The following is a 24,702-nucleotide window of genomic DNA, read 5'->3' as shown; positions in this document are numbered from 1 at the left end:
CGTCCCTCTCTCCCCCAAGACCTCACGGGCGAACGCGGATGACCGTTTTCCCCGCGCGTCGCTCGGTCGAGTTGAAGGCGGCGATCGCCTCGTCGAGAGGAGCGACTTTGCCGATGTTCGTCCGCAGCCGTCCGTTCCGCACCCGCTGGACGATCTCGCTCAGCTGGGCACGATCGGCTTCGACGACGAAGTCGACCGCCAGGCCATCCACGGGCCTCGCCTCGGCCGGGCCGACGACAGTCACCATCGTGCCTCCGGCTCGGATCAGCGCCGCGGACCGCTTCTGGATGTCGCCGCCGATGACATCGAACACCAGATCGACGCCGCGCACGTCTTCGAGGGCGTCGTTCTCGAGGTCGACGAATTCGTTTGCGCCGAAGTCGAGCGCCTTCTGGCGGTCGGCAGAGCGTCCGGTGCCAATGACGTAGGCGCCGGCCTCTCGTGCGAGCTGCGTCACCATCGACCCGACGGCGCCGGCCGCGCCATGCGCAAGGACGCTCTGCCCCGCCTGAAGACGGCCGTGCTGAAACAGTCCCTGCCACGCGGTCAGGCCCGAGATCGGCAGGCTAGCGCCCACCGTGAAGTCGACATCGCCCGGCAATGGCGCGAGGTTGCGGGCCTCGATAGCGATATACTCCGCCAGGGTGCCGTCGCGATACCAGTCGGCGAGGCCGAACACCCGCTGGCCCACCGACAGGCCTGTCGTACCGTAGCCCAGGGCGGTGACCACCCCGGCCAGCTCGTGCCCGGGGATCGATGGCGTCCGGTCGCCGTCGACGCGATCGGTCCAGGTCGAGGGCCACGTCAGCTCGGTCGGGACGAACCCCGACGCATGGATCTCGACGACGACATCGTTTATCGCCGCCTGCGGCTCGGGCCGCTGCACCACCTTCATCCCGGCCGTTCCTGCAGCCTGGTCCGTCACTACGATCGCTTTCATGGGAATTGTCTCCTCAGACATTTGTTGGTTCGGGGTAATTTACGGGCGTGGAAGGTCTTCGATCTCTCACGCAATCAGCCATTGGCGCGGCGCCTTCCACGAGAGCGGCAGTTCTTGCCATCCTTGTCTCCGTAAGATCTGGAGTTGCTGGGGATTATGCAAAGTCCAGGACATCGGCCACCGGCATGCGCGGCTTCTGCGGCCAGTTGCCGGCTCGCTCCGGGCCGACGGTCAGCAGCATCACCGGCACTTCGTCTTCGGCCAGGCCGAACTCGCGGTGCACGGCCTCGGCGTCGAAACCGATCATCGGCGTCGAACCCAGGCCCAGCGACCGGGCCGTGTAGATGATCGCCGCGGTGCCAAAGGTCGCGGAGCGTACCGCCTCGTCGCGCTGGCGCCGCGGCTGATCGTCATACAAACCGCGAGCGGGGATCTCCCATTCCGGCACCAGGTGCGCCGGCATGATGCCGGCCTCCACCACGGGCGCCAGGCGGGCTGGGACGGTGCTGGCATCGGCCAGCCTGCCGATGATGATGAAGGTCATGGCCGCATCGGTGATCGCCGGCTGATTCCAGGCGATCGGGCGCAGCCGTGCCTTGGCTTCCGGCGAGCGTACGGCGATGAAGCGCCAGTTCTGCAGGTGGAAGGAGGTTGGCGCGGACGTGCCGATACGCACCAGGTCGCGGATTTGGTCGTCGCTCAGGGTGGCAGCGGGATCGTAGTACTTGGCGGCGCTGCGGCTTAGGATCGTTTCGATGACGGCATTCGTCGCGAAAGCGTTTTCGCTCTTCCCGGTTTGCGCGAAGATCTGGGCGGCTACGCGGGTTGCGGGTCCGGTGGTGGCGAGGCAGTTCATTGGATGGCTCCCTTATCAAGTGATTGCGGAGCCTAATCTACGGGGAAGAATGATTATTTCGAGGCTGAATTAGCTCAATGTGATGCGCGAAAGGATCAAATTGCGCTTTCTCGATTCCGGACCGCGCGTCTTACTCGCCCTTGTGCGCCAGTCGCCGCCACTCCCCCGGCGTCATCCCCGTCCTTTCGGCGAAAACACGCCGGAACGCCGAAACGGATTGATACCCGACGGTCTCGGCCACGGCCTCGGTGCTGATCGCCGGCTTCTTCAACTCGTTGGCGGCCAGGCTCATGCGGAGATCGGTCAACAAATCGAGCGCGGAGCGACCCAGCTTGTCCTGGAACTGGCGCATGAACGTAGCGCGCGACATCCCGCACAATTCGGCCAGATCGGGCAGTTTCCAGGGCCGTGCCGCATCGGCGAACATCGCGGAAATGGCTGGAGCAAGCCGGGGATTGCCGGCCAGGGCCAACAAGCCTTCGGGGGCTTTCCCGGATTGGCTCGCCGCGCGCAGTACCAGTGTGAACAGGGCCGAAGAAAGCGCGTTGAGAATGGCGCGTCCTCCGGCTCTGTCTCCGGCGGACTCCATTCGCATCAGCGTCACCAGGCCGGCCAGTTGGCTGGAGGCGGAGCCGATGCCGTTTTCTTCATCGCCGTCCTTGGACCGCGCCACCAGATCCGCAGGCAGGTAGTTGCGGACCAGCCGATCATGGGGTGGTGCGATAAAAAATCGCCCACACAGCAGATCCAGTTGCTCGCCCTGGCCATCATTCTCGCTCAGCATCCATCCGGCAGCCCCCCGCCGTTGCTGGGTAGGGATTGGTATTTGCCCGCTGCCGTCGTGCAGCACATGCGCCGCGCCGTGAGGCAGCAGCACAATATCTCCACTCACCAGCTCCCTTGCTGCTCTCGTGTCCGGATCCTCCAAAATGGCCCGGCCCCTGACGATGACATGGTAGGGAATTTCGTTTGCGGCAGCCTTGCTCCAGGCAATGCGCCACGGCGCACCGTAGGCGCAGCGGACCTCGAGCTGGCCGGTAACGGTGATGATTTGCAAGAGATGGCTGAGCCAGTCCACTTCAGACATTGGACCTCGAAAACCGGAATGGTGAAACATCTTATCGCAATTGTGCACTGGTTCTATCTGTCGCTCACATTTCGACCGCGCCTGGATGGGAGCGAGCACCGGGCGCCCCACGATCGGAACAGGGCCTGTATCAGGCGTGCGGTCGAGTGCGGATTCCTTTCGCCCTTCAAAACGGATGCACGACCCAACCGCGCAGGCTATATTGTCGCATGGGGCCGACGTCATCGAAGGGGAGGGCATGACATGCAGGCAATGCCGATAGCGCATCACGTCGCGCAACCCGAGGTCGTGCCCTCCGTGACCGGCTATCCGGCCGCCGTCCTGTGCTGGCTGCTTTCGGCTGGCGTCTATATCGCGGCCAAATGGGTGGCGCCTGAAATGCCACCCTGGGGCCTCTGCTTCTGGCGGCTGACGCTTGCCTGCGCCATCCTGCTGCCGATCGTGCACCGTCATCACGACGCGATGATCGGACTGTTGCGAACGCGCGTCGTGGAGGTCGTCGCGGTGGGGGCGATCGGCCTCACCCTGTGCCAAGGTATGATCTACCATGGCCTCAACGACACCGACGCCACCACGGCCGGCATCATCATGGCGCTGTCGCCTGTCATGACGATGGTGCTCGCCCGTTTCGTGCTTGGCGAGCCGCTCGGGCTGTGGAAGTCGCTAGGCGCGCTGGTTGCGCTCGCCGGGATGATTTTCATCGTTGCCCACGGCAACCTGACGGCGCTGCTGCAACTCAAGTTCAACGCCGGCGAGCTGTGGATCGTCGGCAGCGCGTTCTGCTGGGGCCTGTACACCGTGCTTTTGCGCCGTGCCAAATTCGGCATCGAACTCCTGCCGATGGTCGTGCTGCTGCTCGGCGCTGGTGCGCTGGTCGCCTTGCCGTTCCATGTGTGGGAATTGTTCAACGACGAACGCTCCGCCATGGACGTCCACAGCATTCTCGCGCTCGCCTATCTGGCAGGTCCGGGCGGCGCCTTGATGTACTATCTCTACAACAAAAGCGTGGAAACGCTCGGCGCGAGCCGAGCGAGCATGCTGCTCTACCTGCAGACGGTGTTCGTCGCTGTGTTAGCCTATCTGCTGCTCGGCGAGGGCTTGCACGATTACGATCTGGTCGGCGCGGCCTTCATCGTCACCGGCATCGTACTCGCCACCGTGGCCAAACCCAGGCCAGCTCAACCACGCGTGGCGTAGATAAATCGAAGGTCAGGGCGGTTCACTGTCGAAACAGGCGCGCAGCAAATGCAACCCTTCTTCGATGCGGGGCGTCGGAATGGCGCCATACCCCAGCATGATGCCGGCTCGCGGTATGGCGTTCACGGCGAACCGTGACAGGATCTGGACGGCGACGCTGCGATCGGCTGCGCGGCGGGCGACCTCGGCGATCCGGTCCGCCGACATTTTCCGGGCAAGAGCGGTGAGATGGAGCCCCGTTGTCGATGGGATGAGCTCGAGATGCCCGGCAAAATCATTGGCGATGGCGTCCGCGATGATCTGGTGCCGTTCCCGGTAGATCGCGTTCACCCGACGGATGTGACGCGCAAAGGCGCCCTCATCGATGAAACGCGCGAGCGCTGCTTGCGCCGGGGTCGATGAATGCCAGTCGCTGACGAATTTCGCTTTGTGCACGGCCGCTCGCAGCGATGGCGGCGTCAATATGAAGCCCAGCCGAAGCGTCGGCAGCATTGTCTTCGAGAAGGAGCCGACGTAGATGACCCGGCCTTTTGCGTCGAGCGTCTGCAACGGCTCGAGGGGACGGCCTCCGAAACGGAACTCGCTGTCGTAGTCGTCTTCGATGATGGCCGCGTTATTTCGCTCGGCCCAGGCCAGCAGCGCCTGCCGGCGCGGCAGCGTCATCGTCACCGAAAGCGGAAATTGATGAGACGGCGTGACATACACGGCTCGGACTCCGCGCGGTAGCGCATCAACGACCAGGCCCTGGCGATCCACCGGTACACCGACCACACGAATACCCAAGGCCTTGAACAAATGCCTCGGAGGACCGTAGCCCGGGTCTTCAATGGCAATTGCATCGCCCGGTGCCAGCAGGACGCGGGCCAGGACATCCAGTGCCTGCTGCGTACCGTTTGTGACAATGATGTCGTCCGCAGCCGCCCCGATCCCTCGGGAGATGCCTATGTGCCTGGCGATTGCGACCCTGAGATCGTGATGTCCGGCGGGATGCTCGTAAGTGCCGGCGGTCGCTTCGCCCGAACGCAGCGCCCAAACCACCGACCGCCGCCACGCCCCGTGCGGAAACAGCGAAGCATCGCAAAACCCGGCGTGAAAGTCGAACCGAACCGGCTCGAATGCGGGTGGTGGGGCTATCGCCTCCCAGATCTGGCGTGGCTGGAGCACGCCGGTAGATCGGCGTCCGGTCTTTTCTCGCCCGGCCGGCACGACCAATTCGCTGATGAACGTCCCAGACCCCTGCCGGGATGTCACGAACCCTTCCGGCGAGCCGTTCATAAACCACGGTCACGGTGGCACGCGACACGGCAAGCGTCCGCGCCAGTTCGCGGCCAGGCGGCAGAGGGTCGCCGGGCCGCAGCCGTCGATCCAGAACGGCGCGCCGTATCTGACGATAAATCTCGCCGCTGAGATTCTTGCGCCCGACCAGGCTTATGTGAAAGGCGGTCATTGTTCAGCAACTGGAATTGGTCTGACGCAGGCACTGGAATTCAGCCTGCCACCAGTCCTCCTGCGTCCTGCGCTGGCTTAGCGGTAGCGCCTTGCAAGTGTCGTCATGCCAATTGGAATTGGACTGGCCAAGAATCCATGAATTGGCACTTCTATCGGTCCTCTAGCCTCCTTACCATTGCTTCGGCGGCAAGGGAAGAAGCGGATGGCCGGCTATGGGAGGCTGAAATGCCTCGAGCGGAGACTCGAATCCATCACCCGTCGAGCGTGCGACTACCTTGGTCTGTGCCGAAAACCACAGTCGCGGCCCTCAAGACTTGGCAATTATCCGTCTCAAGAGGTCGGGCAATCGCGGATTTGTCCCCCGAGCTGTTGAGGGACATTCGGGTCCATGCCATCGATCTGCCGGACCACGGGGCCGATCCTACGCCGGTCGCCAGGGCTGACCCTATTGCGCCCCATCGGCGCGGCCTTGCGAGCACAAGGCCGCCGCCGCGTGCTGGTGGACCATTCGATCGGCGGCATTTTCGAAACCCGCGCCGTCGAGATCACCGCGCGGCTCGGAAGCTGCGGACCAATCGTCAACATTTGGGGAGAGTGCCATGCCCAACCATCAGCGCTCTGCTACGCGCACGACAACACTTGCCCACCAGCCCGGTTCGATCCCGGGCGAGACAGGGCTGCGCGCGGCCGACCGACCAATCGTCACCAAGCAAGAGCTTCCTTCCGCTGTCCCACTGATGGCGCTTTCGACCGGTTTCTGGGCCTTCAAGACTCTGGCCGCCGCGCACGAGTTGGACCTCTTCAGCCGCCTTGCGAGCGGCGCCGCCGTCACGGTTGCCGGTTTGGCGGAAGCGCTCGGCCTGCATCAACGACCGGCCGAGATGCTGTTGACCGGCTGCGCTGCACTTGGGCTCCTGGAGAAAACGGACGGCCGCTATCGCAACACGCCCTTAAGCGAAACTTATCTCGTGAACGGTAAGCCGTATTACTTCGGTGGCTTCGTGCAGATGGCCGACAAGCGACTCTATGCGGGCTGGGGAAGGCTTGCAGAGGCGCTGCGCACGAACCGGCCAACCACATGGGATCCGGCAGTGCAATCCTCGATGTTCGAGGGCGAGGATCCTACGATGCTGGCGCTTTTCTGGGAGGCGATGCATTCGCTTTCCACGATGACCGCGCGCAAGCTCGGCGAAGCCGTGGATCTCAGTCATTTCCGCCGCCTCCTGGACATCGGCGGCGGCTCGGGCGCGTACGACATCGAGCTTTGCAAACAATATGGGGCGCTGCGTGCGACCGTGTTCGACTTGCCGCATGTCGCCGCGATCGCCGCGGGAAAGATCGCCGAGACCGGCTTGACCGACCGCATCGAGACCGCGGACGGCAATTTCTTCGAACAGCTTCCCGGGGATCACGACGTGCATCTCCTGTCGATGATCATGCACGATTGGGACGAGGCGAAGAATCGCGCCCTGCTGCGCCGATCCTTCGAGGCTTTGCCAAGCGGCGGCGCGGTCGTCATCAGCGAGCTTCTCGTCAATGATGAAAAGACCGGCCCGGCGCTGGCCGCGCTGATGAGCCTCAACATGCTGATCGAGACGGAAGGACGAAACTACACCCCGGCCGAGTATTCGGCGTGGCTCGAGGAAGCCGGATTCAGGCACGTCGAGACGGTCTGGTTCGATGCTCCCGCCGCGAACGGCGCCGTGATCGGCCGCAAACCGTAAGGCGCAACGTAGAGCGGATCAGGTGCGCCGCAATCGGCTGGCCGGGCTGCGTAACGGCAGCCCCCGACGGGAGCACGACAAAGGTCATAGGAGAAGCCAAGAACAACCAAGGGAGAAAACCATGTTTCCAGCGTCAGTTCGTCTCGCATTGCTCACGGCCTCGGTCGTCGCCCTTCCATCATACGTCGCCGTGGCCGACGACGCGCAGGTCGCGCGTGGCGAGTACCTGGTCACGATCGCCGGCTGCAACGACTGCCACACGCCCGGCTACTTCTTCGGCAAACCCGATATGTCGCGCTTTCTTGGCGGCTCGGATGTGGGCTTTGAGATACCTGGCGTCGGTGTCTTTCCCGGTCGAAACATCACGCCCGACAGGGAGACCGGCATCGGCAGCTGGACCCCGGAGCAGATCGTCGCTGCGATCCAGACTGGCCAGCGGCCGGACGGCCGCACCCTGGCGCCGATTATGCCCTGGCCTGCTTTTGCGCATCTCACAGCGGACGATGCCATGGCCATCGCGGCGTTCCTGCAAAGCGTGAAGCCGGTAAGCAACAAGGTCCCGGGCCCGTTCAAGCCTGGCGACACGGTGTCGACATCCATGATGCGGATCATCCCGCCGGGCGGAACCGCTGCCGCTGCACCGAAATAGGCCGAAAACCGGCCTTCCACCGGACGTCGTGTTCGACGCCGCCCGGCGTCGTCCCGGAGCATGGCCAAAATGGCATCCGCGCCGGCCTCGCCATTCGCGGCCAGTCCCCACAACCATTTGCACACTCGGAACTGACGGCGGCAGATGCCGCATCCGCGCATCAACTGCTTCGTGCAAGCGCGCCGATGCTGTCGAGCAGCGGCTGTTGGTCGCCGACCCAAAACCAGTGGTCGTCACCGGCGATCTCGATGAACCGCGCGCCCGGGATCCCGGCGGCCAGGAGCCGCCCTGCCTCGACGCGCACGGCGCGGTCGCCGGATCGGTGCAGGACCACCGTCGGGGCCGAGACTTTTGCGAGCAGGGAACGGACATCGGTATCACGCAGCGCTTCGAGCAGACCCGCGACCGCGCCGGGGCTGGAGGCTGCCCTGAGCAATCCCGCCCACCAGGTCTCCGCCTGGCGGTCTCCGGAGAGGCTGGGGGCGAAGGTCTCGATTTCCGCCGGGCCGCCCCAGCCGGCGATCAGCCGCTGCTTCCACAGATCGTATTGCGCGGCGGTCAAGGCGAAGGGATAGTCCGACGCGCGGCTGCCTTTCGCGAGCGAGCCCCACAGGACAAGGCCGATGAGCCGATCCGGATGATCGATGGCGAAACGGACACAACCCGGCCCGCCTTCCGAGGCGCCGATGAGCAAGGCCCGGCTGCTGCCGGCCGCGTTCATGACTGCCAGAATATCCTGCGCTGTCGTTTCGACTGTGGCACGGACACCGACACGGTCGGAAAGTCCCATGCCGCGCCGGTCGAACAGGATCAGGCGGCCCAAGCGCGAAACCGCTGATATCCAGGCGCGGCAGCGTCTGTCTTCCCAGATACGCTCGACATGCGAAATGAAGCCGGGAACAAGCACGATGTCCGTCGGTCCGCTGCCGACGATCTGATAGGCGAGATGGATGCCGTCTACTTCGACGTAGCGCGTCCTGGGCACGTCCAAAGTGACATCTTGAGTTGGCTCCCGCACCAGGGCAAGCGTGGCCGGGTCCGGCGCTACGCCGAGTTCGTCTCGTAACAGCCGGACACAGCTTTCGGCCTGGCGCTCGGCTGCCGCCCTGTCCCCGGCCGCCAGGTGGGCGCGGATCAGGTGACGGTGCGCACTTTCGCTCAAGGGGTCGAGTGCCGCCAGGCGCGTCGCATGCACCACCCCGCTGCGTGGTTCGCCGCCGGCGATCTTCGCTTCGATGGTACGCTCCAGCGTCTGCACCAGTCGGCTACGCAAGGCCTCGCGCCTGAAAAAGACCCATTCGTCGAATTCCGGACAATCCGGGAGTGAGAGGCCGCCGAGATAGTCGCCCTTATAGATGTCGGCCGCCTCGTCGAGCGGGCCGACATTGCAGGCATGCTCGAAAATCTTGGAGTCGAGCTCGACGAAAAGCGCCGGGTGTAGGCTGAGGGATGCCCCCGTGGCGGCGATGACCTCCGTGCCGAACGCGATGCGAATTTTATGCAGTGTGCGCCGAAGGCGTGCTCGTGCGGCTTCTTCGTCGGTTTCGGGCCACAGAAGCGTGGCGGCGACCTCGCGCGCCACGGGCCCGCCGGCCTCGGCGACATAGATGAGGAGCGCGGCCGCCTTGCGCAAGGCGAGCTCCACCGGCTGCCCGTTCAGACGGAACTCCGGAAACCCCAGAAGTCGGAACTCCAATCTTTCCATCGACCCGTACGCGGCCGAGCGGGGACGTTCAGGGGACGCCGGCCTTCTATCCATCCCACGACGTCGGGCCGATCGGGCCCGATCAGGAGACTCCTTGGAGCGAGAAATGTCACCGGTCAATACTCTCAGCCAGCATTGCACGTCCGAGGCCATTGCCGGGGGTGGCGTTCCCATCGGCGTCAAGAACGCAGGGAAAGGAGGCTGAGACATGTGCCAATCCTGTCTCTCCTGGTACGCACGCTGCATTGCTCCCTACCTCGTCCACGCCGGCTGTTCGGCAAACGTGTTCGCGCGCATGCGAAGGCGCCTGATCCCGCGGGCGCAGGGCATTGTCGTCGAAGTCGGCTTCGGGTCCGGCCTGAACCTTCCCTATTACGACGCCGCCAGGGTGGAGCGGCTGGTCGGCATCGATCCCGACGGCACGATGCTTGGCCTGGCCGAACCGAAGATCCGTTCCCTGCCGTTCGACGTCGACTGCATCCGGGCCAGCGGCGAAAGGCTGCCCTTGATCGACGGCCTCGCCGACACGGTCGTCGTCACCTATGCCTTCTGCACCATTCCCGACCCTGACGCGGCGCTGACCGAGATCCGCCGCATATTGAAACCTATGGGCCGGCTGATCTTCATCGAGCACGGCCAGGCCGAGGGGCCGCGCGGCCGCAGATGGCAGGAGCGGCTGAACAAGCCGTGGGGACAGATCGCCGGCGGCTGTCATCTCAACCGCCAACCGCTGCACTTGATCCGAGAGGCGGGCTTCCGCATCGTTGAAGAGGAGCGGGGGCGGTTCCCGCTGCCCTTCTGGCAATTGGGAAGCCACTACGCCGGCGTCGCGGTGCTCCGACAGGGTGACGGGCCATCACCCCAGGCCAGATCGTGCATTACGAGGTCCCACGCACATCCGCTTCCGCGCGGAATTGCCGATGACGGTCGTCGGCATCCCGTTCCTGATGCGCGAGGTCACAGAAGATGGCGTGAGGGACAGCTTCTCGCACCGGAGTCAGCCGACATTCAAACCGCGTGCATCCACGTCTCAGATGGGGCTTTGCAACCCTTCTGTTATCAGCGTTCCGATCATTGAATCATAAACCGCGAGCTGAACGGCAGGCTGGCTGCGCCGACGGCTTTCGGGCTGATGGTCACCCGCGCTGGCAACGCTTGGACAGCGGCAAATTCCCGGCCGATATCGGCGCACAAGGCCTTGGCGATTTTCTGCGGCGCATAGCTGGACAGGAGGACCGTCCTGAACTCGACAAACTGGGTTAGCGCCGAGATCGATGCTTTCAGGCGGTTTGAGCATTCCCCCAGCCATTCGGTGTAGGCCTCTCCAAGATCAGGCCACTCAGGGCTGCTGCTCCAGATGATTTCGGACGAGCGTCCGCGCATGGCCAGTTCGCTTTCCAGGCGCATGAGGCCATGATCGAAGCTGGCACTGGAGTTTCCCTTATAGATCTGGTGGTTGAGGATGAGCCTGCTCTGCAGCCTAGCTCCGAGATAGAAGAACAAATAGTCGTTCAGCGGCTTTGCGACGCCGAACATGCTCTCGCCGCCGGCCGCCGCGGTGATGTCGTTCTGGACGAAGACCGGCAGCTTGATCTGCTCTTCGATCTCGCTTTGCAAAGCCTTCAGGGACGTGCTCGATCCGTTGCCGGTTGCAGCCATGGCGTCGACCTCATCGGGAACGGCCAGCCCGATACCCGCGACCCGGCTGCGCGCCTCGACCGGCAGGCTCGTCATGGCTTGCCTGATCGTCGCAAGCAAATCGTTGTTTTGCGGAAACGGATTGGCTTCATCCGCGGGCAACTGCGTGTGGAAGCGCACGGTGCCGATGAAGTCGATGAGCGCGATGTCGATCCTGCGCCGGCTGAAGCCGACGCCGACCGCGTAGGCACCTTCCGGGTTGAGTGAAAGCGGGATGGTGGGGGGCCCGACACGGCCGCGCTGCGCCTCGCCCTGCGAGACCAGCCCTTCCTGTTCGAGGGAGCGGACGATGACCGAGGCCGTCTGCGCCGACAGACCGGTCTTCTCGCCGATTTCCATCCGCGATATGCCCTCGTTCTGAAGCAGCAGCGACAGCACCAGACGCTCGTTGTAGCTGCGCACGCTCAACGCGTTCAGCCCGCTCGCACGATCGGCGATGCGCAAGGGATTGGGTGGTGCAAACCTCATGTCAGGCAAGGGTCGCCCCATCGGTAAGAGCGCATTGCCGGGCGGCGGTATGGTTGCTCATGTCGAGCGGCTCCAGCCGATCGCATCGACCGCGCGGGCGAGTGCGATGCCAAGCAGTCTGTGCGCTTCGGCATCGATGTGAAATCCGTCCGCTTCGCTGCAGGACACCACCGAGCCGGCATCGAAAAAGTGCAGTTCGAGCGAATCCGCCAGCACCTCGAACTCGAGCGCCAGCAGCCGCGATTTCTCCGGTGCGCCGGCGAAGATGGACTTCCACTCCTTGACGTCGTCCTGCATCGGCGGCGGTGCGACGATCATGATTTCGGGTGTGGTGCCGCCCGGACCGGGCGCCAGTTCCTTGATGTCGTAGACAAGGCAGCCTATGCCCATAGCCACTTCCGACGGCGGTTTGTTGAAGCGGATCTTGAGGTCATTGGTGCCGAGCATGATGATGACGAGATCGAGCGTCGCATGGCTCTGCAGACAGGGGCGGAGATAGGTTCTACCGTTCTTGTGTGCCCCCTCGATCGGATCGTCGTGGACGGTGGTTCGACCGCTCAATCCTTCCTCGATGACATACCAGTCGGGGCCTAGCTGAGCGCGCAGTATCCCCGGCCAGCGCTCAGCCGGGCCATAGCGCTCGAGCGGCCCCTTGCCGGGGATCTGGCCGTGTGTGTTGGAGTCGCCGTAGCACAAGACTGATCGCATGATTTCCCGCCGGGACTGACCGCGCGCCGGTGCAGGACGAGCGCTCTTCATGATGAATAGCGGAGTGGCGAATGGCAAGCAACGGAATAGTCATTCAACATGACTAACTATTGACAGGTCAAACCCACTATGCTTCTAAAGTGCCCGGAGGAGTTCTCGACCGTCATCATTGTCCAGCCGAAATTGGGCCTCGACACACATGTGTTCGGGGGCGGGAGAATTGCGTGCATAGGTCGGTTCGCGACGACAAGCATGCATGGGGAGAGCGTCTCGCGGCCCGTGCGCGTCCGTACGGCTGGAGCAACCACAAGGAGGAGTTCAATGTTAGGATTGCTGAAAACCGTCGGGCTGGGGATGCTCGTTGTATCAGCGCTTGCCGTAACGTCCCTGGCGCACGCGGAAGATATCAAGCTGATGGACGGCGTCGCGCCGCGCCCCGACGACACGCGCATGACCGCGGCCGGCGCATTCAAGAAGGATCCCCCCTGGGTCATCGGAATGAGCGACTTCGGCGTCAACGCCAACACCTGGACCGTGCAGGTCGCGCATGAGGCGGAAAATGCCGCGGCGAAGGACAAGCGCATCTCGAAGTTCATCCTGCTCGATGCCGGCTTCGACCAGAAGAAGCAGGTAGCCGATATCGAGGATCTGATCGCCCAGCATGTCGACGCGATCATCGTTCAGCCGGTGACCAGCACGTCGGCCAACGCCAGCATCGCCAAGGCGGTCGCCGCCGGCATCCCCGTCATCCTTCACACCGGCCGCATCGATTCCGATGCCTACACCACCGAAATCCAAGGTGGAGCCGAGCACTTCGGCAAGGTGATGGGCGACTGGCTGGTGAAGACCGTTGGCGACAACGGCAAGATCTGGGTCCTGCGCGGCCTTGCCGGCCACCCGGAAGACACCAACCGCTACAACGGGCTACTGGAATCACTCAAGGGCACGCATGTGCAGATCATCGCCGAGGAGCATGGCGACTGGCAGTATGACAAGGCCAAGAAGCTGTGCGAGACGCTCTATCTGAACAATCCGCAGGTCGACGGCATCTGGTCGTCCGGCGCCGACATGACGCGCGCCTGCGTCGATGTCTTCAAGCAGTTCGGCACGCCGATCCCGCCGATTTCGGGCGAGGGCAACAATGGCTATTTCGGCCAGTGGATCACGGATGGATTCAAGTCGATCTCTCCGGAATACAGCCCGGCCCAGGGTGCTGCCGGCGTGCGCGCCGCTGTAGCCCTGCTCGAGGGCAAGCAACTCTACAAGCGCTATGTCTACAACCCTGATGGCTGGGACAAGGACAAGGCCGCGAAATACTATCGCGACGACCTGACGGCCAATGTCTGGTGGCCGAGCGAACTCCCCGAAGAAAAGCTCAAGGAATATTACGGCAAGAAGTGACACGCCGTGGCCGGCGGGGAGTGGACAAGCGTCCCCGCGGGCCCTTCCAGTGGTGAAGCGAGGGTTTAGTGGCCAATCTTATCGAGATGTCGCACATTTCGAAGGCATTCGGGGGAAGCAAGGCGCTCCACTCCGTTTCCCTCGATCTGAAGGCCGGCAGCGTTCACGCCCTGATGGGCGAGAACGGCGCCGGAAAATCGACCTTGATGAAGATCCTGGCGGGCGTGTATCAGCCCGATTCCGGCGGGATCTTCATGAATGGGGAAAAGCTCGATCTGAAGTCACCGCGCGCCGCGCTCGATGCCGGCATCTCGACCGTTTTCCAGGAACACTCGCTGCTGCCTAATCTGTCGATCGCCGAGAACATGTTTCTCGGCCGGGAGCCGACGAACCGGTTCGGCTCGATCGACTATTCCGCGATGAACAGCCGAACCGCCAAGGCACTCGGCGAACTCGGTCTCACGCTAGACTCCTCGCAACTCGTTTCCAACCTGACCATTGCCGAGCGGCAATTCGTCGAGATCGCGCATTGCATCCAGGCCGACGCCGGCGTGCTTATTCTCGACGAGCCGACAGCGGCGCTCAACGCGGCCGATGTCGATGTGCTCAACCGCAATATCCGCCGCCTGCGCGATAGGGGAAAGGCAATCGTCTACATTTCGCATCGCATGGAGGAAATCTTCGAGCTGTGCGACACTGTGACGGTGCTGAAGGACGGCGCACTGGTCGGCACCAGAACGGTGTCCGAGATCACCGCAGACGAACTCATCGCCATGATGGTCGGGCGCGAACTCCAGGACCTGTTCCCAGATCGCACGGGCGACAGGGGCGGCGAAATCCTGCGCGTCGAGAATCTCAGGATCACCGAGACATCGCAGCCTCTGTCGCTGACGTTGCACAAGGGCGAGATCGTCGCCCTCGCCGGGCTTGAGGGACAGGGCCAGCAGCGCTTCTTGCGCTCCCTCATCGGCCGCTACCATCCTTTTGCCGGGACGATTTCCATCAACGGCAAAACGCTCGACATGCCGCTCCCGACATCATCAGGCGTTCGCCATTTGCAGCAGCTGAAGGTCGGTTTCGTCCCCGAGGACCGCAAGGAGGAGGGGCTCTTTCTCGCTTTGCCGATCGCCCACAACATCGCCATCGGATTGCATTCGAGGCGACGCGAACTTGCGCCGGCGCGGCCCTATCGAAGCGTCATCGCCCGCATGATGGATGTCATGAACATAAAGGCGACAGGGCCGTCCGCTCCGGTCGGTTCGCTGTCGGGCGGCAATCAGCAAAAAGTACTGCTCGGCCGCTACCTCGCCGCGGATCTCGATCTTCTCCTGGTGGAAGAGCCGACCCGTGGCGTCGACATCGGCGCCAAGTCCGAGATCTACCATCTGCTGCGCGACTTCACCCGCAAGGGTGGCGCGGTGCTGGTGCTGTCGCGCGAGACGATCGAGCTGATCGGGCTGTGCGACCGCATCTATGTCGTCCACCACGACACAGTCGTGGCCGAAATGCCGGCAGCACAGGCGACGGAGCACAAGATCCTCGACGCGGCCCTGACGGGCGGCTCGGCGCGCCGGCACTAGGGGCCTTCCATGTATCGTAGCCTGTCCAACATCGTGAGTGGCCGGAACACACGGCAGGGCCAATGGGTTCTGCCATTGTTGGTTGCCTTGCTCATTTCGCTGTGGCTGTCGGTTCAGACGACGCAGTTCGCAACGGCCGAAAACCTTTTCAACCTGGTTGCGCAGGCGATGCCGCTGGTCATCGCGGCGGCCGGACAACTCGTCGTCGTGCTCGTCGGCGGGCTCGATCTATCGGTCGGCTCGGTCATCAGTTTCACGACGGCGGTGCTGGCGCTCGACCAGCCGGCGATCGTGCTGATCCCGGCGGTCTTCGTGCTGGCCGCATTCATCGGGCTGATCAACGGCCTGGCGATCACCCGTTTCAACGTCCATCCAATCATCGCCACGCTATCGACGCAGTACATTGTCCTTGGCATCACGCGCATCTTGCGTCCCGTCTCCGGCGGCACCGTTCCGGAGATCGTCATTGCTGCCGTCTCAGGCAGTTTCCTCGGTATTCCTTATCCGGTCTTTTGGGGAATCGTCGTGATGCTGTTGGCCTGGAAGCTGCTCTACGGATCGCGATACGGCCTGCATCTGTTTGCGATCGGCGGCGGCATCGCGTCGGGGGCCGAAAGCGCTGCCCGCAATTTCGGCGTCTCCGATCGCCGCAACATCATCCTCGCCTATGTGGTCTGCTCCTGTTTCGCGGCCGTTGCCGGTGTCTTCCTGGCCGGGCGCATCGTGTCGGGTGATCCAAATGTCGGGTTGCTTTTCGAACTCGACACGGTCACCGCCGTGGCACTTGGAGGCACCCAGCTTTCAGGCGGAATCGGCAGCTTGCACGGCACGGTGATCGGCGCGCTTGTGATGGCACTGCTGGCCAATGGCATGAACCTCGCCAACGTCTCGCCCTTTGTCCAGACGGCGATCAAGGGCGGCATTCTCTTGGCCGTGGTCGGGCTGCAATCCCGCAAGAAGATGGGGCTCTGAGCGATGACTGCCGTTCTCGCAAACCCGATCGCCCGGCGTCTGCTTCGCATACCGCCGTCCTACTTTGTCTTCCTCGTGCTTCTGGCCACGCTGTGGGTCGCACGGCCGAACATGCTCAACCTCAACATCATGGGCATCTTCATCAGGCAGATCGTTCCGCTCGGCATTCTCGTGCTGGGGCAGCTCGTCGTCATGCGCGTGAAATCGATCGACCTCTCCGGCGGCGGCATCATCCTGCTGATCAACTATTTCATCTCGTCGGGCAGTTTCCCGGGCGCGTCGCTGCCCTTCTTCGTCGTACTGGCGCTCGCCACGGGCCTCGTCATTGGCCTGTTCAACGGCTTCATGATCGGCATCCGGCGGGTGTCGGCCGTCATAGTCACGCTGGCCGTCAGCATCATCCTGGTCGGACTGGTGCAGTTCCTGTCGAGCGGCAATCCACCCGGCGATGTGCCGAAACTGTTCAACGACCTCTACAACACGAAGTTCCTGTCGGTTCCGACGCCGGTGCTGTTCTGGATCATGCTGACCGCCGCGGTGTGGCTGCTTCTGTCGCAGACAGTGTTTGGTCGTTACGTGGCCTCTGTCGGCGAGAATGCCGAAGCCGCCCATTTTTCCGGCGTGCCGGTCCAGCGCACGGTCATCCTGGCGCATACGCTCGCCGGCCTGATCGCGGCGATCGCGGCCCTGGTACAGACAGGTTCAATCGCCGTCGGCAGCGTGCGCGTCGGTCTCGACCTGCCGATCCTGGCAGTCGCGGCGACAATCCTTGGCGGCGTCGCCTTCGGTCGCGGCGACGGCGGCGTCTGGGGACCTTTCTTCGGCTCGCTGTGCTTCGCGCTTTTGTTCGTCGTGATGACGGTGCTCGGCATCGACGAACCCGGCAAGCTCATCGCCCAGGGCGTCATCATCCTCGGTGCGGCGATCTTCTACGGAGTGCGCGTGCGAACCTCCTGAATCGAAACAAGGCAAGCCGGCACCGGCGTTAGGGCTGGATCGATAGATCTGCACGTTCAGACAACTGCAAACAGATGGAGAAACATGGATGTCACCGCCAAAAAATATCATGTGCTACGGCGACTCGCTGACCTGGGGCTGGGTTCCGGTCAAGGAAGGGTCGCCGACCTACCGCTACCCCTATGATCAGCGCTGGACGGGTGTTATGGCGGCGGCGCTGGGAGCGGGCTACCACATCATCGAAGAAGGTTTGAGTGCGCGCACGACCTGTCTCGACGATCCCAACGATCCGCGCCTCAATGGCGCCAATTATCTGCCCTCGGCCATCGCCAGCCATCTGCCGCTGGATCTGGTCATCGTCATGCTGGGCACCAATGACACGAAGTCCTATTTTCGCCGGACACCCTACGAGATCGCCAACGGAATGGCGAAACTGGTCGGGCAGATCCTGACGAGCGCCGGCGGTATCGGCACGCCTTATCCGGCTCCGAAGGCGCTGGTCATCGCGCCGCCGCCGCTGACCCCGATGCCCGATCCCTGGTTCGAGGGTATGTTCGGCGGCGGCCACGAAAAGTCCAGGGAGCTGGCCAGGCAGTACAAGGCGATGGCGGATTTCATGAAGATCGACTTTCTGAATGCCGGCGATTTCGTCACCACGGACGGTATCGACGGCATCCATTTCACCGCTGGCAACAACGCCGATCTCGGCCGCGCGGTCGCCGACAAGGTCAAGTCTATTCTTGAGCCAAGCCGCGCCAGCACCGCCGCCTGAAGTCGCGACGCCCGCCGGCTTGCGCAACGGCCGGTTCGCAGGCGTGTCGCATTCTTCCTGTATGCCATTATGGACCCAACGATGAGCCCGGTCCGTAATTCTGCCCAACACGTTCCGTGGCACTTGACCCACTTGCTTTTATGAAGACGAGCTATCCACTCAAGCCGTTCAACAGGCGCACATTCGAGGTTTGCCTGGGCCGATAGTAAGCTTGGGCTCCTCGTCCTTCACACCGCCTGCACCGCCGCCGCCAATCCTCGTATGATCTTCGCCAGCTCCCTGCACTCATTGTGCAAGGTGCTGTTGCGCCGCCAGGCAAAGCAGATCGTGCGCTGCGGCATGGGTTCCTGGAACGGCACGATCTTGAGATCGGGGATAGTGCCGGCAGGTCCCGTGGCCATTTCCGGGATCAGCGTCACGCCGAGCCCGTGCGCCACCATCTGCAAGAGCGTGGTCAGGCTGGTGGCGCCGTAGCTTGCCATCGCCACCGGCCGCACATTGCCGCAGACAGCCAGTGCCTGTTCGCGCAGGCAATGGCCCTCCTCCAGCAGCATCAGCCTTTCCAGCGCCGGGCTTTCAGGCGGCACCGGCGGCGAGGCGAAAGCCGGATCGCCTGACGGCACGGCCAGGAAAAACCGGTCGGGGAACAAAGCCTCGGTCACCAGGCCGGGATGGTCGAGCGGAAGCGCGGCGATGAAGGCATCGAGCTTTTGCGACGCGATGTCCTCGACGAGCGAGGCGGTCACCGCCTCGCGCAGTTCGAGCAGCAAGTCCGGGAAATGCATTTTCAGCTCGGGCAGCGCACGCGGCAAAAGATAGGGCGCGACGGTCGGGATGATGCCCAGCCGGAAGCGCCCTCCCATGGCAGGGCGGCCACGCCGGGCGATGGTCTCGACCTCGCGTATGTCGGAAAGGATGCGTTCGATGCGCGGCAAAAGGGCTGCCGCCTCGTCGGTCATGCGCACCGATTTGCCGCCGCGTTCGAACAGCCGGCAGTTCAGCCGCTGCTCCATTTCCGCGATCTGCGAGGACAGCGCCGGCTGGCTCACGCCTGCAAGTTTCGCCGCACGCCCGAAATGCAGCGTCTGCGCAAGTGCGTCGAAATAATGCATCTGGCGGACGGTTAGGCCTATCATAAGAAAATCCTATTGAAAGGAACAGGAAAGGCAATTTGTTTTTATCGGCAGGCTGGCCTAGTCTGGAATCATTCCAGGATGGCGGCGCTGGCTGCCCGGAACCCTCGGCAAAAAATTGGAGTGCAAGATGGACGCGAAAACCGACGACAACAGCGCGGGCAACTGCCCTGTCGCGCATGGACCCGGTGCCAGGACCAACCGTGACTGGTGGCCCAACCAACTGGACCTCAGCGTTCTCCACCAGCAGTCGAACCTCTCCGACCCGATGGGCGAGGACTTCGACTATGCCAAGGAATTCGCGAGCCTCGATCTCGACGCGGTGATCAAGGACCTGCACCATGTCATGACGGATTCGCAGGATTGGTGGCCGGCCGACTTCGGCCATTACGGGCCGCTGTTCATCCGCATGGCCTGGCACAGCGCCGGCACCTACCGCATCGGTGACGGCCGCGGCGGCGCCGGCGCCGGCCAGCAGCGTTTCGCACCGCTCAACAGCTGGCCTGACAACGCCAATCTCGACAAGGCGCGCCGCCTGCTGTGGCCGGTCAAGCAGAAATATGGCCGCAAGATTTCCTGGGCCGACCTGCTGATCCTCACCGGCAATGTCGCCCTGGAATCGATGGGCTTCAAGACCTTCGGCTTCGCCGGCGGCCGCGCCGACGTCTGGGAACCCGAGCAGGACGTCGATTGGGGATCGGAAACCAAATGGCTCGACGACGAGCGCTACTCCGGCGACCGCGAACTTCGCGGCCATCTCGGCGCCGTGCAGATGGGCCTGATCTATGTCAATCCGGAAGGCCCGAACGGCAAGCCCGATCCGCTGGCCTCGGCACGCGATATCAGGGAAACCTTCGGCCGCATGGCGATGAATGACGAGGAGACGGTGGCGCTGATCGCCGGCGGCCACACCTTCGGCAAAACCCACGGCGCCGGCGATGCCTCGCTGGTTGGCGCCGAGCCGGAAGGCGCTGGCATCGAGGCGCAGGGCCTCGGCTGGTCGAGCAAGCACGCGTCGGGCATTGCCGGCGATGCCATCACTTCGGGGCTCGAGGTCACCTGGACCACGACGCCGACCAAATGGAGCAACAACTTCTTCGACAACCTGTTCAACTACGAATGGGAATTGACGAAAAGCCCGGCCGGCGCCCATCAGTGGACGCCTAAGGGCGGCGCCGGTGCCGGCACGGTGCCGGACGCGCATGATCCCTCCAAGCGCCGCGCGCCGGCCATGCTGACCACCGACCTCGCGCTGCGGGTCGACCCGGCTTACGAGAAGATCTCGCGGCGGTTCCACCAGAATCCGGATCAGTTCGCCGACGCCTTCGCCCGCGCCTGGTTCAAGCTCACCCATCGCGATATGGGCCCGGTCGTTCGCTACCTTGGCCCGCTCGTGCCGAAGGAAGAGCTGATCTGGCAGGATCCCATCCCGGCCGTCGATCATGAACTGGTCAGCGAACAGGATATCGCATCGCTGAAGGCCAAGATCCTGGCCTCGGGCCTGTCTGTTTCCGAACTGGTCTCGACCGCCTGGGCTTCGGCCTCGACGTTCAGGGGTTCCGACAAGCGCGGCGGCGCCAATGGCGCCCGCATTCGGCTAGCGCCGCAGAAGGACTGGGACGTCAATCAGCCTGCTGAATTGGCCAAGGTGCTTGCCACGCTCGAAGCCATCCAGAAGACCTTCAACGCCGCACAGACCGGCGGGAAAAAGATCTCGCTGGCCGATCTGATCGTGCTCGGCGGCGTCGCCGCGATCGAGAAGGCGGCGAAGGATGGTGGAAACGAGGTGAAGGTGCCGTTCACGCCGGGCCGCATGGATGCCTCGCAGGAACAGACCGACGTCGCCTCCTTTGCCGCGCTTGAGCCGAAAGTCGACGGCTTCCGCAACTATGTCCGGGGGCCGCAGCCGATGTCGATCGAGGCGATGCTGGTCGACCGGGCACAGTTGCTGACGCTGACCGCGCCGGAGATGACGGTGCTGGTCGGCGGCCTGCGGGTGCTCGGCGCCAATACCGGCAAGTCCAGGCACGGCGTTTTCACCGACAGGCCGGGCACGCTGACGAACGACTTCTTCGTCAACCTGCTCAGCATGAACACGGTCTGGGATCCGGCCGCCGGTTCGGATGAGATCTACGAAGCGCGCGACCGCAAGACCAAGGCGGTCAGGTGGACCGGTACCCGCGCCGACCTGATCTTCGGCTCGCATGCTCAACTGCGTGCGCTGTCTGAGGTGTACGGCTCCGCGGATGCCGGGCAGAAATTCGCCAGGGATTTCGTCGCGGCGTGGACCAAGGTGATGAACGCCGACCGGTTCGATATCACCGCCTGATTCAGGCGGAATTTTTCCATCCCATAAAAAAGGCGCGAGGCTCGGCCCCGCGCCTTTTCTTGTCCAGGCTTTAGAAATCAGTCCTTTTCGAAGACGCGCGCCTTGGCGACGACGCCGGCAATGGCGCCGCCGATCAGCGGCGCGACGATGAACAGCCAGAGCTGGCTGATCGCGGCGCCGCCCGAGAACAGCGCCGGGCCAATGGAACGGGCCGGATTGACCGATGTGCCGGTCACCGGGATCATGGCGAAGTGAATACCCGCCAGCGTCAGGCCAATGACCAGTCCGGCGAAGGCCGTCGCATGCCTTTCCGCGGTAACGCCGAGGATCACGGTGACGAAGGTGAAGGTGCCGATCAACTCCCACAGGAACGCGGAAGAGACGCCCCATTTCGTCTCGTCCCAGCCATTGGCGCCGAAGCCGCCAGTGTGTCCCCCGGCCTGGCCGGAGACGATGATCCACAGCGCCAGCGATGCCAGGATGGCGCCGATGATCTGCGCGATCCAGTAGGGGATGACGTCCTTGGCCGGCAACCGGCCGGCAAGGAACACGCCGAGTGTTACAGCCGGGTTGAGATGCGCGCCCGAAATGGGGCCGATCGCGTAGGCGGCCGCGATAAGGCCGATGCCGAAGGCCAGCCCGATGCCTTCCTGCCCGAGCGGCAGCGCGCCGCCGAAGCCACCCGTCACCACCGACGCGGTACCGATGAACACCAACAGAAATGTGCCTAGAACTTCCGCCAGATAAGTCTTCATTGCCATCTCCTCGTGACGATCCGCCGGTCCACGCTTTCCGCGCCGCGAATCATGGCGGCAAGAGTATTCCCAACCGAAAAACTTGGAAAGCTGAGCTGTCGCATCCCTACCGTGCTTGCAGCCGCCAGTTAAGAACATTAGAGAGCTTGCATCTATTGACGATCTGCTGTTGACCGCACCGGAAGATTTACTGCTCGAGCGGTTTTCGCCGATCCCAACAGGCGGCTTGCCGTCGCGAGAGGGGGCGGGGTTCAATCTCACCGTGAAAGGCTCTAAGAGCAGACCGAGATGATGCGCTCGATTTGGTGGACTGAAGAATGCGACTAGGCGGACGGCTGGCTGCGGCCATCGAAGTGCTGGAAGACATTGGCCGGCGTCACCGGCCGGTGGCCGATGCGCTGAAGGACTGGGGCCTGTCGCACCGTTTCGCCGGCGGCGGCGATCGTGCGGCGATCGGCAACATCGTCTACGATGCGCTGCGCCGCAAGCGCTCGGCAGGCTGGCTGCTGGGCGAGGACACGCCGCGCGCCATCGGCTTCGGCGCCCTGCTGCTCGAATGGGGCCAGACCGCGCGCTCGCTCAACGAAGCGCTCGACGGCGACAGGTTCGCGCCGCCGCTGCTGACGGCTACCGAACTCCAGGCAACCGACGAGCGGCGGCTTGCCGACGCCTCGCCCGCGGTGCGCGCCGACATACCGGATTGGTGCGAGCCGCTTTTGCAACGCGCGTTCGGTGAGGCCTGGGTCGAGGAGGGCGCGGCGCTCGCCACCCGCCCGCCGCTCGACATCCGCGTCAACACTTTGCAGGCCGATCGGGCCAAAGTGCTGGCGGAACTTGCCGAAACCGGCGCCAAGCCAGCCCAAATCGCGCCCCAAGGCATTCGCATACCGCCGATCGACGGCGACGGCCGGCATCCCAACGTGCAGGCCGAGCCGGCTTTCCAGAAGGGCTGGTTCGAAGTCCAGGACGAGGGATCGCAAATCGCCGCCGCTCTTGCCGGCGCCGAGCCTGGAATGCAGGTGCTCGATTTCTGCGCCGGCGCCGGCGGCAAGACGCTGGCGCTGTCGGCGGCGATGGGCAATACGGGTCAGGTCTTCGCCCATGATGCCGAGAAGGCGCGGCTGGCGCCGATCTTCGACCGCATCCGCCGCTCGGAAAACCGCAACGTGCAGATCGTCACCAAGCCGGCGGAATTGTCGCCGCTCGCTGGCCATGTGGACCTCGTCCTGGTCGACGCGCCTTGCACCGGCAGCGGCACCTGGCGGCGGCGCCCGGACGCCAAATGGCGGCTGACGCAAAGGCAGCTCGACGCCCGCAAGGGCGAGCAGATGGCGATCCTCGATGCCGCAAGCAGCTTCGTCAAGCCGGGTGGCCTGCTAGTCTACGTCACCTGTTCGGTGTTCGACGAGGAGAATGGCGACCAGGTCGCAGCGTTTTGCCAGCGCAATGGCGGTTTTGCCCCGGTCGACCATCGCCGGCTCTGGGACAGCCGTTTTCCCGGCCATGAAACGGCGATGCGGCTCGGCGCGCTGGGCGGTATCTGCCTGTCGCCGGCGCTGAGCGGCACCGACGGTTTCTACATCTGCGCGCTGCGTAGGGCTTCCTGAATGGTGCGGAAAGCGAAGCCGTCCTGCGCGCCCTCGAGACCAAATTGCTGCAGTGCAGCATTGGATGATTGCTTGCCGCTCACGCCTCTGCAATAAGCTTTTCCGGCAAAGGTGAAAGCAGCGACGGCCATGGCAGCAAAGATCGTACCCGCTCCGGACTATGAGGACCGCGTCAGGGCGTCCTTCGCGCGCCAGCAGGCGATGGCGACCATCGGCGCCGAATTGACGCTGGTGACGCCCGGCATCATCGAGATCGAGATGCCCTATTCGGCCGCACTCACCCAGCAGCACGGTTTCCTGCATGCCGGCGTCATCTCGACCGCGCTGGACTCGGCCTGCGGCTATGCGGCCTTCTCGCTGATGCCGGAGAATTCCGGGGTGCTGACCATCGAATTCAAGGTCAATCTGCTGGCGCCGGGCAGGGGTGAGCGCTTCCTGTTCCGCGGCTCGGTGACCAAGCCCGGCCGCACCATCATCGTCGCCGACGGCCAGGCCTATGCCTTCGCCGCCGACGGCGAAGCCAAGTTGATCGCCACCATGACCGGCACCATGATGACGATGGTGGGCCGCGACGGGATTGCTGGGTGAGTCGCAGGTTCGCCGCAGGCGAATTCATCGTGCCAGTGGCACGATGAAAGGCCACGAACGCCGGGAGCTGCCTCAGGCAGCGGGTCCCGGCGAGCAGGCGGTGAAGACTGCAGGACAGGGAGGAGTA

22 protein-coding genes are annotated in these 24,702 nt (G+C 63.7%); 12 read left to right on the top strand and 10 right to left on the bottom strand.

What is annotated here, in order from left to right:
- Nucleotides 1–22: 22 nt before the first annotated feature.
- The 3 genes from FJ949_RS19320 to FJ949_RS19310 form a co-directional block, all read right to left on the bottom strand.
- Nucleotides 23–940 carry an NADP-dependent oxidoreductase gene (locus tag FJ949_RS19320; protein ID WP_140498352.1) on the bottom strand — a complete coding sequence of 306 codons (918 nt, stop codon included), beginning with the start codon at nt 938–940 and terminating at the stop codon, nt 23–25.
- A gap of 154 nt (nt 941–1,094) precedes the next feature.
- Nucleotides 1,095–1,796 (bottom strand): nitroreductase family protein, encoded by a 702-nt coding sequence (locus FJ949_RS19315; protein WP_224519068.1) that lies wholly within the window; start codon nt 1,794–1,796, stop codon nt 1,095–1,097.
- Nucleotides 1,797–1,926: 130 nt separating this feature from the next.
- On the bottom strand, nt 1,927–2,883 hold the full coding sequence (locus tag FJ949_RS19310; protein ID WP_140498351.1) for an AraC family transcriptional regulator: 957 nt from the start codon (nt 2,881–2,883) through the stop codon (nt 1,927–1,929).
- Between the two features lie 243 nt (nt 2,884–3,126).
- Here FJ949_RS19310 and FJ949_RS19305 point away from each other — a divergent pair, with 243 nt between their 5' ends.
- Complete coding sequence (locus FJ949_RS19305; protein ID WP_140498350.1) at nt 3,127–4,080, top strand: EamA family transporter; 954 nt, start codon at nt 3,127–3,129, stop codon at nt 4,078–4,080.
- Between the two features lie 12 nt (nt 4,081–4,092).
- On the opposite strand, the gene FJ949_RS19300 is transcribed toward FJ949_RS19305, so the two are convergent.
- Nucleotides 4,093–5,355: a PLP-dependent aminotransferase family protein gene (locus FJ949_RS19300; RefSeq protein WP_246680018.1), complete on the bottom strand. Its 1,263-nt coding sequence runs from the start codon at nt 5,353–5,355 to the stop codon at nt 4,093–4,095.
- Nucleotides 5,356–6,128: 773 nt separating this feature from the next.
- Here FJ949_RS19300 and FJ949_RS19290 point away from each other — a divergent pair.
- On the top strand, nt 6,129–7,253 hold the full coding sequence (locus FJ949_RS19290) for an acetylserotonin O-methyltransferase (protein WP_224646891.1): 1,125 nt from the start codon (nt 6,129–6,131) through the stop codon (nt 7,251–7,253).
- A 121-nt stretch (nt 7,254–7,374) separates the two neighbouring features.
- On the top strand, nt 7,375–7,902 hold the full coding sequence (locus tag FJ949_RS19285; RefSeq protein WP_140498540.1) for a cytochrome c: 528 nt from the start codon (nt 7,375–7,377) through the stop codon (nt 7,900–7,902).
- 160 nt (nt 7,903–8,062) lie between these two features.
- On the opposite strand, the gene FJ949_RS19280 is transcribed toward FJ949_RS19285, so the two are convergent.
- A complete protein-coding gene (locus FJ949_RS19280) occupies nt 8,063–9,607 on the bottom strand; it encodes an alpha/beta hydrolase (protein ID WP_140498348.1) in 1,545 nt (514 codons plus the stop codon).
- 283 nt (nt 9,608–9,890) lie between these two features.
- Between FJ949_RS19280 and FJ949_RS19275 the strand changes: the two genes are divergently transcribed.
- Nucleotides 9,891–10,685, top strand: coding sequence for a class I SAM-dependent methyltransferase (locus tag FJ949_RS19275; RefSeq protein ID WP_224646900.1), 795 nt, complete (start codon nt 9,891–9,893; stop codon nt 10,683–10,685).
- Here the strand turns inward: FJ949_RS19275 and FJ949_RS19270 are convergent.
- Both FJ949_RS19270 and FJ949_RS19265 read right to left on the bottom strand, forming a co-directional pair.
- Nucleotides 10,679–11,749 carry an ROK family transcriptional regulator gene (locus tag FJ949_RS19270; protein WP_224646902.1) on the bottom strand — a complete coding sequence of 357 codons (1,071 nt, stop codon included), beginning with the start codon at nt 11,747–11,749 and terminating at the stop codon, nt 10,679–10,681. The two genes, FJ949_RS19275 and FJ949_RS19270, sit on opposite strands and share 7 nt — an antisense overlap.
- Nucleotides 11,750–11,830: 81 nt before the next feature.
- Nucleotides 11,831–12,481: an SGNH/GDSL hydrolase family protein gene (locus tag FJ949_RS19265; RefSeq protein ID WP_140498346.1), complete on the bottom strand. Its 651-nt coding sequence runs from the start codon at nt 12,479–12,481 to the stop codon at nt 11,831–11,833.
- A 321-nt stretch (nt 12,482–12,802) separates the two neighbouring features.
- Between FJ949_RS19265 and FJ949_RS19260 the strand changes: the two genes are divergently transcribed.
- The 5 genes from FJ949_RS19260 to FJ949_RS19240 all read left to right on the top strand — a co-directional run bounded on the left by FJ949_RS19260 (nt 12,803) and on the right by FJ949_RS19240 (nt 18,163).
- The gene (locus tag FJ949_RS19260; RefSeq protein ID WP_140498345.1) at nt 12,803–13,882 is read left to right on the top strand and encodes a substrate-binding domain-containing protein; all 1,080 of its coding nucleotides are present in this window, start codon (nt 12,803–12,805) and stop codon (nt 13,880–13,882) included.
- Nucleotides 13,883–13,950: 68 nt separating this feature from the next.
- On the top strand, nt 13,951–15,462 hold the full coding sequence (locus FJ949_RS19255) for a sugar ABC transporter ATP-binding protein (RefSeq protein WP_140498344.1): 1,512 nt from the start codon (nt 13,951–13,953) through the stop codon (nt 15,460–15,462).
- A 9-nt stretch (nt 15,463–15,471) separates the two neighbouring features.
- The gene (locus tag FJ949_RS19250; protein ID WP_140498343.1) at nt 15,472–16,434 is read left to right on the top strand and encodes an ABC transporter permease; all 963 of its coding nucleotides are present in this window, start codon (nt 15,472–15,474) and stop codon (nt 16,432–16,434) included.
- Nucleotides 16,435–16,437: 3 nt separating this feature from the next.
- The gene (locus tag FJ949_RS19245; RefSeq protein ID WP_140498342.1) at nt 16,438–17,391 is read left to right on the top strand and encodes an ABC transporter permease; all 954 of its coding nucleotides are present in this window, start codon (nt 16,438–16,440) and stop codon (nt 17,389–17,391) included.
- Between the two features lie 88 nt (nt 17,392–17,479).
- Nucleotides 17,480–18,163: an SGNH/GDSL hydrolase family protein gene (locus FJ949_RS19240; protein ID WP_140498341.1), complete on the top strand. Its 684-nt coding sequence runs from the start codon at nt 17,480–17,482 to the stop codon at nt 18,161–18,163.
- A 227-nt stretch (nt 18,164–18,390) separates the two neighbouring features.
- Here FJ949_RS19240 and FJ949_RS19235 read toward each other — a convergent pair whose 3' ends face one another.
- On the bottom strand, nt 18,391–19,299 hold the full coding sequence (locus FJ949_RS19235; protein ID WP_140498340.1) for a hydrogen peroxide-inducible genes activator: 909 nt from the start codon (nt 19,297–19,299) through the stop codon (nt 18,391–18,393).
- A gap of 127 nt (nt 19,300–19,426) precedes the next feature.
- On the opposite strand from FJ949_RS19235, the gene katG reads away from it, so the two are divergent.
- The gene (gene katG / locus FJ949_RS19230) at nt 19,427–21,625 is read left to right on the top strand and encodes a catalase/peroxidase HPI (protein ID WP_140498339.1); all 2,199 of its coding nucleotides are present in this window, start codon (nt 19,427–19,429) and stop codon (nt 21,623–21,625) included.
- A 77-nt stretch (nt 21,626–21,702) separates the two neighbouring features.
- Here the strand turns inward: katG and FJ949_RS19225 are convergent, their stop codons facing one another.
- Nucleotides 21,703–22,380 (bottom strand): MIP family channel protein, encoded by a 678-nt coding sequence (locus FJ949_RS19225; protein ID WP_140498338.1) that lies wholly within the window; start codon nt 22,378–22,380, stop codon nt 21,703–21,705.
- 317 nt (nt 22,381–22,697) lie between these two features.
- On the opposite strand from FJ949_RS19225, the gene FJ949_RS19220 reads away from it, so the two are divergent.
- Nucleotides 22,698–23,987 (top strand): RsmB/NOP family class I SAM-dependent RNA methyltransferase, encoded by a 1,290-nt coding sequence (locus FJ949_RS19220; RefSeq protein WP_140498337.1) that lies wholly within the window; start codon nt 22,698–22,700, stop codon nt 23,985–23,987.
- Here the strand turns inward: FJ949_RS19220 and FJ949_RS30385 are convergent.
- The gene (locus FJ949_RS30385) at nt 23,957–24,118 is read right to left on the bottom strand and encodes a hypothetical protein (protein ID WP_181172106.1); all 162 of its coding nucleotides are present in this window, start codon (nt 24,116–24,118) and stop codon (nt 23,957–23,959) included. The two genes, FJ949_RS19220 and FJ949_RS30385, sit on opposite strands and share 31 nt — an antisense overlap.
- Here FJ949_RS30385 and FJ949_RS19215 point away from each other — a divergent pair.
- A complete protein-coding gene (locus FJ949_RS19215) occupies nt 24,117–24,575 on the top strand; it encodes a PaaI family thioesterase (protein ID WP_027146613.1) in 459 nt (152 codons plus the stop codon). The two genes, FJ949_RS30385 and FJ949_RS19215, sit on opposite strands and share 2 nt — an antisense overlap.
- Nucleotides 24,576–24,702: the final 127 nt, after the last annotated feature.

It is taken from the genome of Mesorhizobium sp. B2-4-1 (assembly GCF_006442185.1).
Classification (GTDB): Bacteria; Pseudomonadota; Alphaproteobacteria; order Rhizobiales; family Rhizobiaceae; genus Mesorhizobium.
This window is presented reverse-complemented; position numbering and strand designations above follow the sequence as displayed.

Bases quoted from the DNA above. Each gene is read 5' to 3' on its own strand.
- FJ949_RS19240 (WP_140498341.1), top strand. From the start codon at position 17,480: ATGTCACCGCCAAAAAATATCATGTGCTACGGCGACTCGCTGACCTGG.
- FJ949_RS19290 (WP_224646891.1), top strand. From the start codon at position 6,129: ATGCCCAACCATCAGCGCTCTGCTACGCGCACGACAACACTTGCCCAC.
- FJ949_RS19260 (WP_140498345.1), top strand. From the start codon at position 12,803: ATGTTAGGATTGCTGAAAACCGTCGGGCTGGGGATGCTCGTTGTATCA.
- FJ949_RS19300 (WP_246680018.1), bottom strand. From the start codon at position 5,355: ATGAACGGCTCGCCGGAAGGGTTCGTGACATCCCGGCAGGGGTCTGGG.
- FJ949_RS19220 (WP_140498337.1), top strand. From the start codon at position 22,698: ATGCGACTAGGCGGACGGCTGGCTGCGGCCATCGAAGTGCTGGAAGAC.
- FJ949_RS19320 (WP_140498352.1), bottom strand. From the start codon at position 940: ATGAAAGCGATCGTAGTGACGGACCAGGCTGCAGGAACGGCCGGGATG.
- FJ949_RS30385 (WP_181172106.1), bottom strand. From the start codon at position 24,118: ATGGCCGTCGCTGCTTTCACCTTTGCCGGAAAAGCTTATTGCAGAGGC.
- FJ949_RS19215 (WP_027146613.1), top strand. From the start codon at position 24,117: ATGGCAGCAAAGATCGTACCCGCTCCGGACTATGAGGACCGCGTCAGG.
- FJ949_RS19265 (WP_140498346.1), bottom strand. From the start codon at position 12,481: ATGCGATCAGTCTTGTGCTACGGCGACTCCAACACACACGGCCAGATC.
- FJ949_RS19245 (WP_140498342.1), top strand. From the start codon at position 16,438: ATGACTGCCGTTCTCGCAAACCCGATCGCCCGGCGTCTGCTTCGCATA.
- FJ949_RS19315 (WP_224519068.1), bottom strand. From the start codon at position 1,796: ATGAACTGCCTCGCCACCACCGGACCCGCAACCCGCGTAGCCGCCCAG.
- FJ949_RS19235 (WP_140498340.1), bottom strand. From the start codon at position 19,299: ATGATAGGCCTAACCGTCCGCCAGATGCATTATTTCGACGCACTTGCG.
- FJ949_RS19225 (WP_140498338.1), bottom strand. From the start codon at position 22,380: ATGAAGACTTATCTGGCGGAAGTTCTAGGCACATTTCTGTTGGTGTTC.
- katG (WP_140498339.1), top strand. From the start codon at position 19,427: ATGGACGCGAAAACCGACGACAACAGCGCGGGCAACTGCCCTGTCGCG.
- FJ949_RS19285 (WP_140498540.1), top strand. From the start codon at position 7,375: ATGTTTCCAGCGTCAGTTCGTCTCGCATTGCTCACGGCCTCGGTCGTC.
- FJ949_RS19250 (WP_140498343.1), top strand. From the start codon at position 15,472: ATGTATCGTAGCCTGTCCAACATCGTGAGTGGCCGGAACACACGGCAG.
- FJ949_RS19280 (WP_140498348.1), bottom strand. From the start codon at position 9,607: ATGGAAAGATTGGAGTTCCGACTTCTGGGGTTTCCGGAGTTCCGTCTG.
- FJ949_RS19305 (WP_140498350.1), top strand. From the start codon at position 3,127: ATGCAGGCAATGCCGATAGCGCATCACGTCGCGCAACCCGAGGTCGTG.
- FJ949_RS19310 (WP_140498351.1), bottom strand. From the start codon at position 2,883: ATGTCTGAAGTGGACTGGCTCAGCCATCTCTTGCAAATCATCACCGTT.